The 14,877-nt window shown below is 58.7% G+C and carries 12 protein-coding genes; 10 read left to right on the top strand and 2 right to left on the bottom strand.

Translation table 11 applies throughout. The features are described from left to right. The first annotated feature begins 47 nt into the window (after positions 1-47). From ACZYUB_RS12120 to ACZYUB_RS12095, 6 genes are all read left to right on the top strand, one after another. A complete protein-coding gene (locus tag ACZYUB_RS12120) occupies positions 48-947 on the top strand; it encodes a LysR substrate-binding domain-containing protein (RefSeq protein WP_463948228.1) in 900 nt (299 codons plus the stop codon). A 111-nt stretch (positions 948-1,058) separates the two neighbouring features. Next, entirely contained in the window at positions 1,059-2,942 is a 1,884-nt protein-coding gene (acs, locus tag ACZYUB_RS12115) for an acetate--CoA ligase (RefSeq protein WP_463948227.1), read from the top strand. A gap of 129 nt (positions 2,943-3,071) precedes the next feature. Continuing rightward, positions 3,072-5,675, top strand: coding sequence for an EAL domain-containing protein (locus ACZYUB_RS12110; protein ID WP_463948225.1), 2,604 nt, complete (start codon positions 3,072-3,074; stop codon positions 5,673-5,675). Between the two features lie 33 nt (positions 5,676-5,708). Beyond that, positions 5,709-6,995 carry a response regulator c-di-GMP phosphodiesterase, NosR family gene (nosR, locus tag ACZYUB_RS12105; RefSeq protein ID WP_463948223.1) on the top strand — a complete coding sequence of 429 codons (1,287 nt, stop codon included), beginning with the start codon at positions 5,709-5,711 and terminating at the stop codon, positions 6,993-6,995. Between the two features lie 85 nt (positions 6,996-7,080). Next, a complete protein-coding gene (locus tag ACZYUB_RS12100) occupies positions 7,081-7,635 on the top strand; it encodes a response regulator (protein WP_463948221.1) in 555 nt (184 codons plus the stop codon). A 41-nt stretch (positions 7,636-7,676) separates the two neighbouring features. Further along, positions 7,677-9,158: an ATP-binding protein gene (locus ACZYUB_RS12095; RefSeq protein WP_463948219.1), complete on the top strand. Its 1,482-nt coding sequence runs from the start codon at positions 7,677-7,679 to the stop codon at positions 9,156-9,158. Positions 9,159-9,191: 33 nt separating this feature from the next. Here the strand turns inward: ACZYUB_RS12095 and rnk are convergent, their stop codons facing one another. Together rnk and yciA are read right to left on the bottom strand one after the other, a co-directional pair. Continuing rightward, positions 9,192-9,605, bottom strand: coding sequence for a nucleoside diphosphate kinase regulator (gene rnk / locus ACZYUB_RS12090; protein WP_463948217.1), 414 nt, complete (start codon positions 9,603-9,605; stop codon positions 9,192-9,194). A gap of 73 nt (positions 9,606-9,678) precedes the next feature. Next, positions 9,679-10,128: an acyl-CoA thioester hydrolase YciA gene (yciA, locus tag ACZYUB_RS12085; protein WP_463948215.1), complete on the bottom strand. Its 450-nt coding sequence runs from the start codon at positions 10,126-10,128 to the stop codon at positions 9,679-9,681. 246 nt (positions 10,129-10,374) lie between these two features. Between yciA and kdpF the strand changes: the two genes are divergently transcribed. The 4 genes from kdpF to kdpC are packed head-to-tail and all read left to right on the top strand — an operon-like array spanning position 10,375 to position 14,877. Next, a complete protein-coding gene (kdpF, locus tag ACZYUB_RS12080; protein WP_460883602.1) occupies positions 10,375-10,464 on the top strand; it encodes a K(+)-transporting ATPase subunit F in 90 nt (29 codons plus the stop codon). Then, positions 10,464-12,158 (top strand): potassium-transporting ATPase subunit KdpA, encoded by a 1,695-nt coding sequence (gene kdpA / locus ACZYUB_RS12075; protein WP_463948212.1) that lies wholly within the window; start codon positions 10,464-10,466, stop codon positions 12,156-12,158. The genes kdpF and kdpA overlap by 1 nt, the downstream gene beginning before the upstream one ends. A gap of 9 nt (positions 12,159-12,167) precedes the next feature. After that, on the top strand, positions 12,168-14,240 hold the full coding sequence (kdpB, locus tag ACZYUB_RS12070) for a potassium-transporting ATPase subunit KdpB (protein WP_463948210.1): 2,073 nt from the start codon (positions 12,168-12,170) through the stop codon (positions 14,238-14,240). A 10-nt stretch (positions 14,241-14,250) separates the two neighbouring features. Then, complete coding sequence (kdpC, locus tag ACZYUB_RS12065) at positions 14,251-14,877, top strand: potassium-transporting ATPase subunit KdpC (protein WP_463948208.1); 627 nt, start codon at positions 14,251-14,253, stop codon at positions 14,875-14,877.

The raw sequence follows: 14,877 nt of genomic DNA, 5'->3' as shown, positions 1-14,877 counted from the left end.
CGTTAATACCGGAGATAAACTCATTCTTACAGCAGGGAAAAGCAGACATGCGTGGACTGAATTACCATCATCTCTACTACTTTTGGGTCACGGCCCGGCTCGGTAGTCTGCGGGCGGCTGCTCAGCGCTTGCATCTGGCGCCGCAAACCATGAGCGATCAGATCAAGCTGCTGGAAGAGCGGTTGAATCATCCCCTGTTTGAACGCCAGGGGCGACGACTGGTGTTGACGGTGGAAGGGCATCAGGCATTTGCCTATGCCAGCCGGATGTTTGCCATCGGTGAAGAGCTGGCGACCCTGTTTGATGGTAAGCGTCAGGGCAGTTGGCCCGAGTTCCGGATCGGCATCACAGATGCCCTGCCGAAACGCCTGGTGCAGGGTTGGCTCTCGCCGCTGTTTCTGGCTCAACCCACGCTCAGCATCCGCTGTCAGGAGGGGCCCATGATCCGTTTGCTGGGCCAGTTGGGGGTACATGCCCTGGATGCCGTGCTGTCGGAGGTGGCCTACAGTGCCGGGCTGGATGTGCAGGCTCGTAGTTACCCGCTGCTGCGCTCGCCTGTCGCTTTCTTTGCTGCGCCGGAGCTGGCGGCACGTAGCGCCTTGCCATTTCCCGAGTGTCTGAGCGAATTGCCGCTGTTACTGCCGGATCAGGATCACCCCCTGCACGCCCAACTGCTGGGCTGGCTGCACGATCAGGGCATCACCCCCTGGATCCGCGCCGAAATCAGTGACAGCGCCTTGATGAAGGTGATGGCAGAGGCGGGCGATGGCGTCATGCCGGCCCCGGAACAGATGGTAGTTTCGCTGGCCGAGCACCATGGCTTGGTGACGTTGGGGACCTGCAGCGACTTGCACAGCGAGGTGTTTCTGATTGTACCCGGGCAGCGTAACCCGCATCCGGCGGCGGAGCACATTCTCAAAAGTGTGACCGCACCGACGCCCGAGTAACAATTCATTAACCTTTTGTGAGCTGCGGGTCTGTCGACAACACCGGGCGTCTACGCTTAAAACCATTCCCGCGCGGTTGAGGCGCGGGTATGGATGCCGAGGACACCGCACATGACCGAAACCTTCTACTACCCCAGCGCCGAGGTGCTGGCGCAAGCCAATATCCAGGAATATGACCAGCTCTATCGCTATTCCATCGAGCAGCGGGAACACTTCTGGGCCGAACAGGCGGCGCATCTGAGCTGGTTCAAACCCTGGGATACGGTGCTGGATGCCAGTAACAAACCCTTCTACCAGTGGTTTGTCGGTGGCCAGATCAACATAGTGCACAACGCCATTGACCGGCACCTGAGCGGCGCGACGCGCAACAAGCTGGCCATCATCTGGGAGAGTGAAAAGGGGGCTGTGCGCTCGTTTTCCTATCATGCCCTGAATCGGGAAGTGTGCCAGTTTGCCAATGTGCTCAAGAGCATGGGGGTGCGCAAGGGCGATATTGTCACCCTCTATATGCCGCAGATCCCTGAACTGGCATTTGCCATGCTGGCGTGTGCCAAGATTGGCGCTGCCCATTCGGTGGTCTACGGCGGATTTTCGGTGGAGGCCCTGGCGGCCCGCATCGAAGACGCCGACAGCCGGGTGCTGGTCACCGCCGATGGTGGCTTCCGTCGCGGCAAGCCGACGGATCTGAAATCCATCGCTAACGAAGCCATGCAACGCTCGCCCAGCATCGAGGTGTGCATCACGGTGCGCAATAACGGTCTGGATGTGCAGATGGAGAGCGAGCGGGACTTCTGGTACCACGATCTGCAATCCCTGCCCATTGCCAGCCCGCGCTGCGAGACCGAAGTCATGGACTCCGAGGATATGCTGTTCATCCTCTATACCTCGGGGACAACCGGCAAGCCCAAGGGGCTGGTGCATACCCATGGTGGTTACGCCGTCTATACATCGACCACCCACCGCATGGCGTTTGATATCAAGCCGGAAGATCGCTGGTGGTGTGCGGCGGACCCGGGCTGGATCACCGGCCACAGCTACATGGTGTACGGGCCGCTGATCAATGGCGCCACCCTCATCATGTATGAGGGCGCGCCGAACTATCCCTATCCCAGCCGTTGGTGGCAGATGGTCGAGAAATACGGAGTCAATATTCTCTATACCTCGCCCACGGCTCTGCGCGGCCTGATGCGCTTTGGTGATCGTTGGCCCAGCCGCTACGACCTCTCCAGCCTGCGGTTGCTGGGCTCGGTGGGTGAACCCATCAACCCGGAAGCCTGGCGCTGGTTCTATGAGGTGATCGGCGGCAAGCGTTGTCCGATCATCGACACCTGGTGGCAGACCGAAACCGGCGGTTTCATGATCTGCCCCTTGCCCATTACTCCGCTGAAACCCGGCTCCGCGACTAAGCCCTTCTTCGGCAACGAAATCGGGGTGGTGGATGATGCAGGTAACGAGGTGCCGGTCGGTGAAGAGGGCAAGCTGGTGATCAAGAATCCTTGGCCGGGAATGGCCCGTACCATCTTTCGCGATGCACCGCGCTATGCCGAGCTCTACTGGGGGGATTACCAGAGCCAGGGCTATTACAAGGCTGGAGATAGCGCCAAGATGGATAAGGATGGCTATGTCTGGGTGATTGGCCGCATGGATGAAGTGCTCAAGGTCTCCGGCTATCGGCTCGGGACTGCCGAGATCGAAAGCGCCCTGGTGAGTCATCCCATGGTGACAGAAGCGGCGGCGATCGGTTTGCCCCACGAAATGAAAGGCACGGGTATTCATACCTATGTGCTGCTGAAGGCCGGGGCCAGCGGCGACAAGCATCTGGAGTCCGAGCTCAAGGAGCATGTGGCGCGGGAGCTGGGACGCATCGCCACCCCGGAAACCGTGCATTTTGTCGAGGCCTTGCCCAAGACCCGTTCGGGGAAAATCATGCGCCGGGTGCTGCGGGCACGGGCTTTGGGTCAGGATGAGGGGGATCTCTCCACACTGGAGGAATAATGCCGATCTGCATCCCGGAAGGGAGCCAAAGGCACCCTTCCGGGTTGAAACTTGCGCGTGCGGTCAACCCGTTAACCCGACGGGATCAACTATAGTCAGACTGTGTCGGCATGTGCGGAGATGGGGGTAATGCAGGAGGGAATCACATCGGTCGACCGACCGAGAATTGGCGTTTTAGTGGATGAACCCGGCCTGAGCTCCTGGCTGCCCGGTGCCCTGGGCGGTGCATTTAATCTGGTGGTGGGCGAACCGGATGGGCTCGAGATGGCAAGTGTGGTGGTCTATTTGCTGGATCGCCAGGCTTTGACTCGACGGATTGCCTGGTTGCGCACCAGTCGGGCCGAGTTGCGTCCCGACTCCACTCCGGTTCTTCTGCTGAGTAGCGACAACGATGAGGTAGCCGCTGATGAACTCTCGCTGGTTGATGCCCGGATCTCGACTTCGCTGAGCGGTTCGGCTTTTTGTGAGCAGATCATGCATTGGGTTCATTTGCAGGCCAGTGCGCAATTGTGGGCTCTGGCGGCGAGCGGATCCCTCGGTCAACCGGTACTGGAGCGGTTATTGCCAATAGAGGCCGACACTGACGCGGGTGGTCACGAGCTTGTCCTCGAGTTATCTGCTGATTCACGGCTGACCTTGCTATGTAAATTGGCCAATGCGGCGGCACAAGGCATGTTTATTTGCGATGCCCAGGGAGTGCTACGCTGGGTCAACCCGGCCTTTTGCGCGCTGTGCGGTTACACCTCGCAGGAGCTGATTGGCCGCCCCTCTTCCTTGTTATTGCCCCTCTTCATGCAAGGTGACTCTTACGAGGAGTTTCGTCTGCGCATCCGGCAATGGCAGGGGTGGGATGGGGAACTGAATGGGCGGAACAAGCAGGGCGAGAGTTTTCCGTTCTGGTTGACGCTGCAATATATCCCGGACTCGGAGCAGGAAGATCCCGATACATTGACTGGTTTCTACATCGGCATAGTGACGGATCTGCGGACCTCCCGTCAGTTGGAGGAGTGTGTTCTTCATCTGTCGCGTACTGGTTCGCTCTCCGAGTTGAACCGGATCCTGGTGGAAGAACGCTTGACGCAAGATATCCGGCAAGCGGAACGCTCACGGCAACTCGTGGCGGTGCTGCATGTCGATCTGCGCCGTTTTCGTTCGCTGAATGAAAAATTTGGCTATGCGGTCGGTGATTGGTTGCTGATGTCACAACTGCAACGGCTACAGGCCTTGGTCGGTGATCGGGGTCTGGCCTCACGGCTGGCGGCTAATCACTATGCGGTGATCTTACCGCGACTCGAGAGCTTGGACCCGGCGCTGGAACTGGCCCAGCAGATTGTCGACCAGCTTTCTTTGCCATTGCAGTACGAAAACCACGACATTATCTGCCCGCCCGTGGTGGGGCTCAGTGATTTTCCGGAGCAGGGGCGAACCGCGCTGGAGCTGATGAGCAATGCCGATACCGCCGTTGACTGGTGTCGCACCCATCCCAACACCTTGATCCAGCGTTTTAGCCCGGAGCAGGCGCTCTGGTTGCGGCAGCAAACCGACCTGCTGCAAGCGCTACGGCATGCATTGGACCATGAGGAGTTGTTTTTAGAGTATCAACCCCAATTGAATATGCGCACCGGCAAGGTGACCGGGGTCGAAGCCTTGATTCGCTGGCGCACGGCCGAGCGTGTTATTCCGCCCAAAGAGTTTATTCCTCTGGCGGAGGAGGGGGGGCTGATTGTTGCCATCAGTGACTGGGTGCTGAAGACAGCCTGCCAACAGGCCGCAGCCTGGTTGGCTGAGGGGCTGGAGTTGAATATGGCGGTCAATCTTTCCGCGGTGCATTTTCAACATGGCTTGCTGGTGGAGCAGGTTGCTGCATGTCTGGCGAGCAGTGGTCTGCCTGCAGAGCGTCTGGAGCTGGAAGTCACCGAAGGGTGCATCATGGCCGATGTCAATCAGGCGATATCGACACTGAAACGGTTAAAAGAGTTGGGTGTCACGCTGTCAGTGGATGATTTTGGTACTGGTTATTCCAGCCTGAGTTATCTGAAGTTGTTCCCGCTCGACAAGTTGAAGATCGATCAATCTTTTGTGTTCGACCTGCTGGACTCCAACAGTGATGCGGTGATTGTGCGCGCCATTATAGCCCTCGGCCACGCCATGGGATTAATCGTGATTGCTGAGGGGGTGGAAACTCAGGAGCAATACACCTACCTGCGCCTGTTGCACTGCGATGAGATGCAGGGATTCCTGCGTGGGCGCCCGACTTCGGCTGGCCAACTCCCTGCGCTGGTGGCGCAGATATCCTCGACTCAGGAGCAATCGACGGTCCAGGAAGGCGTGCCGTCGCGCATCTTGTTATTGGTCGATGATGAACCCTCGATCCTGAGTGCGCTACGCCGCACCTTGCGTTCCAGCGGTTATCAGATCATGACGGCGGCCACGGCCGAGGCGGCGCTGGATTGCATGGCTCATTATCAGGTCGGTGTGATTGTCAGTGACAACCGGATGCCAGGTGTCACCGGGCTCGAGCTATTGCGGCAGATCAAGGCGCGCTATCCCCATACGGTGCGGGTAATGCTCAGTGGGTATGCCGACTTGGAGGCTTTGTCGTCAGCTGTCAACGCTGGTGAGATCTTCCGTTTTATCAGCAAGCCTTGGGAAGAGGGTGAGCTCAAGGTCGCAATCAATGATGCATTTGATAAATATGATGAAATAAGTGCGTTGAGGCCGGGTCTGTTTTAACTCGATCTCGGCAATACAGGGGAACAAGAGGCTATGAACCAGAGCGCCACGCTACTGTTGGTTGATGATGAGGTCAATGTCCTCAAATCATTGATGCGGCTGCTGCATGCCCACAACTATCGGTTGCTGATGGCGGCCAGCGGTGCGGAAGCACTGGCATTGATGGCGCGGGAGCCGGTGGACCTGGTGATCTCCGACATGCGCATGCCGCATATGGATGGTGCCGAATTGCTGGCCAAGATCCGCCAGCAGTGGCCGGATACCATGCGTCTGTTGTTGACTGGGCATGCCGACATGACCCAAACCGTGGCGGCGATCAATCAGGGTGAAATCTACCGCTATATTGCCAAACCCTGGCACGATGATGAGTTGCTGCTGATTGTGGCTCAGGCCTTGGAACAGCAAAAACTGAAGCGGGATAATGCCCGCTTGCAGCAGCTGACCGCCAAACAAAATGATGCCTTGCGGGAAGCCAACGCGACCCTCGAGCAGAAAGTCGCCCAGCGCACCGCGGAGCTGAGCCAATTGGTCTCCTTTCTGGAGATGACGCAGCAGGAGTTGAAAACCTCGTTCCGTACCTCGTTACAGGTCTTGGCCAATATGCTGGACATGCGCTTTGCCGATTGGGCGGGACACAGCCAGCGGGTGGTGGATGTGGCGGAGCAGTTGGCCCGGATGGCTGACGTGGGGGAAGAGGAGTTCGAGGCGATCCGCAATGCGGCCCAATTGCACGATATCGGCAAGATAGCCCTGCCGGATGCCTTGGTGAACAAGCCATTCTTGAGCTGCAACCGTCAGGAGCGCAGTGAGGTGATGGAGCATCCGGCGCTTGGACAGATGGTGCTGCTGCCGATCCCCGAGTTGAACCGGGCCGGCGCCCTGATCCGCCATATTCATGAACATTATGATGGTACCGGCTTTCCCGATCGTCTACACAGCGACTCAATCCCCTTGGGGGCACGGATCCTGGCGATTGCCGTGGATTACGATGAGCTGCAAATGGGATTAATTTTACCTCAGGCCATTACCGCCGAGCATGCCCTGCTCTACATTCGGGAAAACAAGGGACAGCGTTATGATCCGGATCTGGTGTCGTTACTGGTCCGGGTGGTGGATGCCGAGCAGCAGCGGATCCGCGAAGTCGCGCTGGGATCGAGTCAATTGAAGCCTGGCATGAAGCTATCCCGGGATCTGTTCAGCGCCAGTCGTTTTCTGCTGCTCACCCGGGGGCGGGTTCTGGACGAGGCGATTATCCAGCACATCTGGCATTTTGAGCGCACCGAGGGGAAAGCGGTCACTGTGTACGTTGTGCAACCGTGAGTTAAATCAGCGATAAATCCTGGTGGCACCTGGTGGCACCTGGTGGCACCTGGTTGCCAGGGCTTGCAGATAACACGAGGTGAGTATGGAACAGCTAGTGCTTGTCGATGACGAACCCATGATGCTCAAGGCCATCAGTCGGCTGTTGGCGCGCATCCCCTGTGCCTTTGATGGCCAGGTTTATCCGCTGAAGGTGATCTCCTTTACCGATCCCTATGCGGCGTTGGGCTATGTGGAGGCCCATGCCGTGTCGTTGATCCTCTCGGATTACCGGATGCCGGAGATGGATGGTGTCACGCTACTCAGTCGCTGTCTGGCGCTGCAACCCGAGGCGCCGCGGTTGATCATCTCCGGTTATGCCGATCTGAATGCCCTGATTGCGGCGATCAATCAGGCGCAGATTTACCGCTTCGTTGCCAAACCCTGGAATGACTATGAGCTGGTGACCACCATAGCCCAGGCCCTGCGTTATCGGCAATTGTGGCTCGAGAATCAGAAACTGGCGGATCTCTGCCGGATGACAATGAACCAGCTTTCGCCTCAGGAGCGAGAGCGACGGCGTCTGGAGCAGGAGGCCCCCGGCATTACCCAAGTAAAATGGGGTCCAGATGGTTCCTTGTTGCTGGATGAGGAATCCTGAGTCAGGTCGTAGCAAACAGCAGGAATTCAGCAGAGGTATCTATGGGATCGGGTTGGGATGCGGAGTTTTCGACGGGAATTGCCTCAGTTGACGAAGAACATAAACAATTGTTTCGGGATGTGGGGGATCTGGCGCTGTGTCTGTTGGAGGGCATTAGCGGCAAGCAACTGCAGGCGCGCCTGAAAATCCTCGGTGAGCAGCTGCGTGAGCACATGAATTCCGAAGAGGAGATGATGTTCGAGGTCGGCTGCCTGTCCGAGGTGATGATTGAGCACGCCAAGGACCATCAATTGTTCTTGCATCATCTCTATGAAGCCTGCAAGGAAGAGATGACGCTGGATGAACTCAGAGTCTTCCTGCGTTATATGAATTTCTGGATGCGTTTCCATGTCCTGACCATCGACAAGCCGGTTTGCTTCCAGATCCTGGCGATTCAGGAGGGAGTATCACCCCGGGATGCTTATCTGCAATCGGCCCATGTAGCCGAACAGGCCATGCCTGTTCTGCAAGCCGGTATGCACAAGACCTATGCCGATCTCTATGACTCGCAATTGCGCGTGGTGCGGCAAAACAGCCGTCTGCGCGAGACACAACACAACCTGTTGCAGACCAATCAGGAACTTGAGGATCGGGTCGCACTGCGAACCCGAGAGCTGACGGATGCCAACAGTAAATTGCGTGATGATTACGAGACCTTGCAGCGCTTGAACCAGCAATTGGAGAACACCCAGGGGCAGTTGTTGCAGTCCGACAAGATGGCGGCGATTGGTCAATTGGCTGCCGGGGTTGCTCATGAAATCAATAACCCGATCGGTTTCGTCAATGCCAATCTCAGTACCCTGAAAAGCTATATTGCGACCTTGCTGGAACTGATCAACACCTATGAGCAGGTGGCGGATGAATTGCCACCTGCGGTGCAGCAGCGATTGTTGCAATACCGGGAATCCATCGAGCTGGATTATGTGCGCCAGGATGTGATTGAGCTGCTGGCCGAATCCGCCGATGGATTGGATCGGGTCAAACAGATAGTCCAGGATCTCAAGGACTTTGCCCGGGCAGGGGAAGCGGTCTGGCAAGAGGCCGATCTGCTCAAGGGGCTAGATAGCACCCTGAACGTGGTTTGGAATGAGCTCAAGTACAAGGCCAAGGTGCACAAGGAGTACAGTGAGTTGCCGCTGGTCCGTTGTGTGCCTGCCCAGATCAATCAGGTGTTTATGAATATTCTGGTCAATGCCGCCCATGCCATCGACAAGATGGGCGACATCTGGCTGACCACCGGGCGGGACGGGGAGTGGGTCTGGGTGCAGATCCGGGATAATGGCAAGGGAATGTCCGAAGCAGTACGGATGCGAATTTTTGAGCCCTTTTTCACCACCAAGCCCGTGGGCCAGGGGACTGGGCTCGGCCTGTCGTTAGCCTATGGCATTCTGAAGAAACACAAGGGACGGATTGAGGTGAGTAGTGAAGAGGGTGTCGGAACCTGCTTCACCCTCTTCTTGCCGATTGCGGGTCCAGATAGCTGACCCGAGATGGCGATCCTGATACGGATTGGTGGATTAGCGATGGAACTCCAGTTCGCGCTCCGGTTGATAGACAATTTCGATGATGCTCACCTGCAATGGTTGGCCACCGGGACCGGGCCAGGTGATCTCGTCACCGATGGCGAGGCCGAGCAGGGCGCTGCCGACCGGTGCCAGGATCGAGATGCGATCGGCATGGCCGTTAACGTCTTTGGGGTAGACCAGAGTCAGGCAGAACTCTTCACCCGAGGGTTGCAGGCGAAAACGGACCTCGGAATTCATAGTCACCACATGGGGAGGCATCTCTTCCGGATCGCGCACCTCGGCGCGATCCAGCTCCTGCTCCAAGGCGCGCTTCCCCGGAAAGCGCTGATCCGGCAGGCTGTCGAGCAAGCGCTCGATACGGGCAAGATCCAGGGCGGATATAATGATATGTGGTTGATTATTCATGATAAAATCCTGCGCGAAAGCCATGGGTTCTGGCAACGTATCGCGCTGGATGGCGAAGATCAAGGCTGGCGGCTTATATCTCGCTCTTGTTGAACTTCAGTTCAGCTGGCAGGGCGCGGGGACGACCCTCCCGGTCCACCGCCACATAGGTAAACGCTGCCTCGGTGACACAATAGCGCTCGCCGATCGGTTCGCTCGCCACCTTCTTCACCCAGGTTTCCAGTTTGATCTTCAGCGAACTGTTTCCCACCTTGATGCACTCGCCGTAACAGCACACCACATCACCGACCGCTACCGGTTTGAGAAAGGTGATGGCATCCACCGCGACTGTCACCACCCGGCCACGGGCCAGCTCTTTGGCCAGAATGGCACCCCCCATATCCATCTGCGCCATCAACCAGCCGCCGAAGATATCGCCGCTGGGATTGGTGTCGGCCGGCATCGCCAGAGTACGCAACAACAGGGCTCCCACGGGTTGGCGTTCATCGGACGATGGGGCCTGGTGGGTAATTTGTTCAGCCATGGTGATATTCCTGAGGGGCAATGCAGTGGAAATAACATGTTTTTAACAAGCTTGCCAAGCGCTAACCGATAACCGGGGCGTGATTGGGGCACAAAGACTCTTCGACGGGCAAGAAACCGGCGTCAGCCGGTGATTTTTACGGAATTTTTACAGGGAGCCGCGACCTTTTTACCTCATTTTTGCCTGCAGTCTCTTAGCCTTTGACTCAGAGGCGGCGATCGGTTGCCGCTGCCATGGAGTGATGAGATGACGATCTGGATGCTACTGGGCGGGCTGGGGGCTCTGGCTCTGGCCGCCTATCTGCTGTATGCCCTACTCAATGCGGAGAAATTCTAATGGGTTCCGACGCCTGGATACTATTACTGCTGTTTTTACTGGTGCTGGTTCTGCTGGCCTGGCCCTTGGGTCAGTTGTTGGCTCGCCTCATCGAGGGGGAGCTACCGCGCCCCTTGCAACGTCTGGAGCGACTCTGCCTGGGAGCCGCCACAGAGGAGATGGATTGGCGACGATACACCTTTGCCATCCTGGTGTTTAACCTACTGGGTGGTGGCATGCTGTTTGTGCTGTTACTGCTGCAGGGGGTGTTACCGCTCAATCCACAGCATCTGCCCGGACTGTCGGTCGATCTGGCGTTGAATACCGCAGTCAGCTTCATGACCAATACCAACTGGCAGGCCTATGCCGGTGAAACCAGCCTGAGCTACTTCAGCCAGATGGTGGGGTTGACGGTGCAGAATTTTCTCTCGGCGGCGACCGGTGGTGCCGTGGCCTTTGCGTTGATCCGCGGTCTGACTCGCCATGGGGCTGCGGCCATTGGCAATGCCTGGGTCGATTTGTTCCGCATCACCCTCTACCTGTTGTTGCCCATCTCCTGTCTGCTAGCCCTGCTGTTTGTGCAGCAGGGTGGGGTGCAGAACCTGCAGGACTATCTGCAGTTGACCACCTTGAGCGGAAGCGAGCAGACCCTGGCGATGGGCCCCGTCGCCTCTCAGGAAGCGATCAAGATGTTGGGTACCAACGGCGGTGGTTTCTTCAATGCCAACTCGGCGCATCCCTTCGAGAATCCGACCGCGCTGAGTAATTTCCTGCAGATGATCGCCATCTTCCTGATCCCGGCGGCTCTGGTGTTCGCGTTTGGCCGGGTCGTTGGCGATCAGCGTCAGGGCGTCGCCATTGTGTTGGCCATGACTCTGATGCTGGTGCTGGCGGTGATCATGGTGACTCGCTCCGAGCAGGCGGGTACGCCACAGCTGGCGGCGCTGGGGCTGGATCAACAGGTATCCACCTTGATGCCCGGCGGCAATATGGAGGGCAAGGAGAGCCGCTTCGGCATTGCCGCCAGTAGCCTGTTTGCGGTGGTGACCACCGCGGCTTCCTGTGGCGCGGTCAATGCCATGCATGACTCCTTTACCCCGCTCGGTGGCCTGATCCCTCTGCTGCAGATGCAGCTTGGCGAAGTTATTTTTGGTGGTGTCGGTGCGGGCTTTTATGGCATGGCTTTATTTGTGCTGCTCACTGTCTTCATCTGCGGTCTGATGATCGGACGCTCTCCGGAATATCTGGGCAAGAAGATAGAGAGCGGCGAGATGAAGCTGGTCGCCTTGGCGCTGTTGATCCCGCCAGCTCTGGTGCTGCTGGGTACGGCGCTGACGCTGCTGCTGGAGGCGGGTCGCACCGGGATCTTCAATCCGGGGGCCCATGGTTTCAGCGAGGTGCTGTACGCCTTCTCCTCGGCGGCCAATAACAACGGTAGCGCTTTTGCCGGTCTCTCCGCCAATTCCCCCTATTACAACGGCATGCTGGCGTTGGCCATGCTGCTGGGCCGCTTCGGCGTCATCCTGCCGGTGCTGGCGTTGGCCGGGTCTTTGGCGGGCAAGTTGCGTCAAGCGGAACATCCGGGATCCTTGCCCACCCATGGCCTGTTATTTATCGGTTTGCTGGTGGGTACTGTATTGCTGGTGGGGGCCTTGACCTTTATCCCCTCCCTGGCGCTAGGCCCGATCGTCGAACAGCTGATGATGCTGAAGTAAGGACTGACTATGACTCGCAAGAAGCTTTCCCTGCTGGATCCGGCGCTGTGCCGCGAAGCCTGCAAAGGCGCCTTCCGCAAACTGGATCCGCGCAGCCAGTGGCAAAATCCGGTGATGTTCGTGGTCTGGCTGGGCAGTGCCCTGACCACCCTGGTCTGGCTGGTGCAGTGGCTACAACTGGCGAACCACACAGAGCCGTTGTGGTTCACCGCCAGCATAGCCGTCTGGCTGTGGTTTACCGTGTTGTTCGCCAACTTTGCCGAGGCGTTGGCCGAGGGGCGTAGCAAGGCGCAAGCGGCCAGCTTGCGGGGTCTCAAGCAGACCGTCTGGGCTCACAAGCTGACGGTGGCCCAGTTCGGCGCGCCCAGCCAGCGGGTGAGTGCTGACTCACTGCGCAAGGGCGATGTGGTGCAGGTCGCCGCCGGTGAAGTGATCCCCTGCGATGGTGAGGTGATCGAAGGGGTGGCCTCGGTGGACGAGAGTGCCATCACCGGGGAATCGGCCCCCGTGATCCGCGAATCCGGCGGCGATTTCAGCTCGGTGACCGGCGGCACCCGCGTGCTCTCGGACTGGCTGGTGATCCGCTCGACCGTGAATCCGGGAGAGACCTTCCTCGATCGCATGATTGCCATGGTCGAAGGGGCCAAGCGCCGCAAGACGCCGAACGAGATAGCGTTGACGATCCTGCTGATCGCCCTGACGCTGATCTTCCTGCTGGCCACCGTCACCCTGTTGCCCTTCTCGGCGTTTGCCGTGCAGGCGAACGGTAGTGGCCAGGTGATTTCCATTACCGTGCTGGTGGCCCTGCTGGTCTGCCTGATCCCAACCACCATCGGCGGCTTGCTCTCCGCCATCGGGGTGGCCGGAATGAGCCGCATGCTGGCCGCCAACGTCATCGCCACCTCGGGACGGGCGGTGGAAGCGGCAGGAGATGTGGATGTGCTGCTGCTGGACAAGACCGGCACCATCACCCTGGGAAATCGTCAGGCCAGCCAGTTTCTGCCGGTAGCTGGGGTGAGCGAGCAAGCGTTGGCCGATGCCGCCCAGTTGGCCTCCCTGGCCGATGAAACCCCGGAAGGGCGAAGTATCGTGGTACTGGCCAAGCTGCGCTTTAACTTGCGGGAGCGGGATATTCACGCTCTGGGGGCCACCTTTGTCCCCTTCTCGGCCCAGAGCCGGATGAGCGGAGTGAATCTGCAACAACGGATGATCCGCAAGGGTGCTGCCGATGCCATTCGCCGCCATGTCGAGGCCAATGGTGGCGAGTACCCACGCCGGGCACAGACTTTGGTCGAGCAGGTGGCTCGCGAAGGCGGTACGCCCTTGGTGGTCAGTGAAGGTAACCAGGTGCTGGGGGTGGTGGCGCTGTCGGATATCGTTAAGGGCGGTATCAAGGAGCGCTTCATGGAGCTGCGGCGCATGGGCATCAAGACGGTGATGGTCACCGGCGATAACCGTCTAACGGCGGCGGCGATTGCCGCCGAGGCGGGAGTCGATGACTTCCTGGCCGAGGCAACCCCGGAGACCAAGCTGGCGCTGATCCGTCAGTATCAGAGCGAAGGGCGGCTGGTGGCCATGACTGGTGATGGAACCAATGACGCCCCGGCTCTGGCTCAGGCCGATGTGGCAGTGGCGATGAACAGTGGCACCCAGGCGGCGAAAGAAGCGGGCAACATGGTGGATCTGGACTCCAATCCGACCAAACTCATCGAGGTGGTGCATATCGGTAAACAGATGCTGATGACCCGGGGCTCCCTGACCACCTTCAGCATCGCCAACGATGTGGCCAAGTATTTTGCCATCATACCGGCGGCGTTCGCCGCCACCTATCCGGCCCTTAATGCGCTGAATCTGATGCATCTGGCCACTCCCCAGTCGGCCATTCTGTCAGCGGTGATCTTCAACGGCCTCATCATCATAGGGCTGATACCACTGGCATTGCGGGGGGTGAATTATCGCCCGCTGAGCGCGGCCAAGCTGCTGCGCCGGAACATGGCGATCTATGGTCTGGGCGGTCTGCTGGTGCCTTTTGTCGGAATTAAACTCATCGATCTGCTGCTCTGTGCGGCGGGTTGGGTGTAAGGAGCGCGTGATGTTGACACAAATGGGTACCGCCCTGCGGTTATGGTTCGGATTTACCCTGTTGCTGGGACTGGCTTACCCGCTGGGGATGACGGCACTGGCGCAGTGGATCTTTCCGGCGCAGGCCAACGGCTCTCTCGTCTATCAGGGCGAGCGGTTGGTGGGCTCACGACTCATTGGCCAGCCATTTACTGCGGCTGGTTATTTCTGGAGCCGCCCTTCGGCGGTGGGCTACAACGGCGCGGGCTCCGGCGGCAGCAATCTGGGACCGCTGAACCCCGAGCTGCAACAGCAGATAGCCGCGCGGTTGGCGCTGCTGGCGCCAACCGAGGGTGACGCGAGTGAGCGCCCACTGTGGCCTGTGATCGCTGGCAGCATGGGACGGATGCCGGTGGATCTGGTGACCAGCTCCGGCAGCGGGCTGGATCCCCACCTAAGCCCGGCGGCGACCTATTACCAGGTCGCTCGGGTGGCTAAGGTTCGCGGCTTGCCTGCCACTCAGGTGGAAGCCTTGGTGAGCCGGCAGATTGAGATACCGCCTCTCGGTGTGCTGGGGGCTCCTGTGGTAAATATATTGTTATTGAATCTGGCACTGGATGAACTCGCCTCCGGCGCGTCCCTGCCAACAAGGAAATAG

This window comes from Pseudaeromonas sp. HNCC25DJ182, assembly GCF_055413365.1.
Note: the sequence above shows the minus strand (reverse complement) of the source record. Positions and strands in the feature narration are given on the sequence as shown.

Coding starts and splice junctions, on each gene's coding strand:
- ACZYUB_RS12120 (WP_463948228.1), top strand. CDS start 48: ATGCGTGGACTGAATTACCATCATCTCTACTACTTTTGGGTCACGGCC.
- acs (WP_463948227.1), top strand. CDS start 1,059: ATGACCGAAACCTTCTACTACCCCAGCGCCGAGGTGCTGGCGCAAGCC.
- ACZYUB_RS12110 (WP_463948225.1), top strand. CDS start 3,072: ATGCAGGAGGGAATCACATCGGTCGACCGACCGAGAATTGGCGTTTTA.
- nosR (WP_463948223.1), top strand. CDS start 5,709: ATGAACCAGAGCGCCACGCTACTGTTGGTTGATGATGAGGTCAATGTC.
- ACZYUB_RS12100 (WP_463948221.1), top strand. CDS start 7,081: ATGGAACAGCTAGTGCTTGTCGATGACGAACCCATGATGCTCAAGGCC.
- ACZYUB_RS12095 (WP_463948219.1), top strand. CDS start 7,677: ATGGGATCGGGTTGGGATGCGGAGTTTTCGACGGGAATTGCCTCAGTT.
- rnk (WP_463948217.1), bottom strand. CDS start 9,605: ATGAATAATCAACCACATATCATTATATCCGCCCTGGATCTTGCCCGT.
- yciA (WP_463948215.1), bottom strand. CDS start 10,128: ATGGCTGAACAAATTACCCACCAGGCCCCATCGTCCGATGAACGCCAA.
- kdpF (WP_460883602.1), top strand. CDS start 10,375: ATGACGATCTGGATGCTACTGGGCGGGCTGGGGGCTCTGGCTCTGGCC.
- kdpA (WP_463948212.1), top strand. CDS start 10,464: ATGGGTTCCGACGCCTGGATACTATTACTGCTGTTTTTACTGGTGCTG.
- kdpB (WP_463948210.1), top strand. CDS start 12,168: ATGACTCGCAAGAAGCTTTCCCTGCTGGATCCGGCGCTGTGCCGCGAA.
- kdpC (WP_463948208.1), top strand. CDS start 14,251: ATGTTGACACAAATGGGTACCGCCCTGCGGTTATGGTTCGGATTTACC.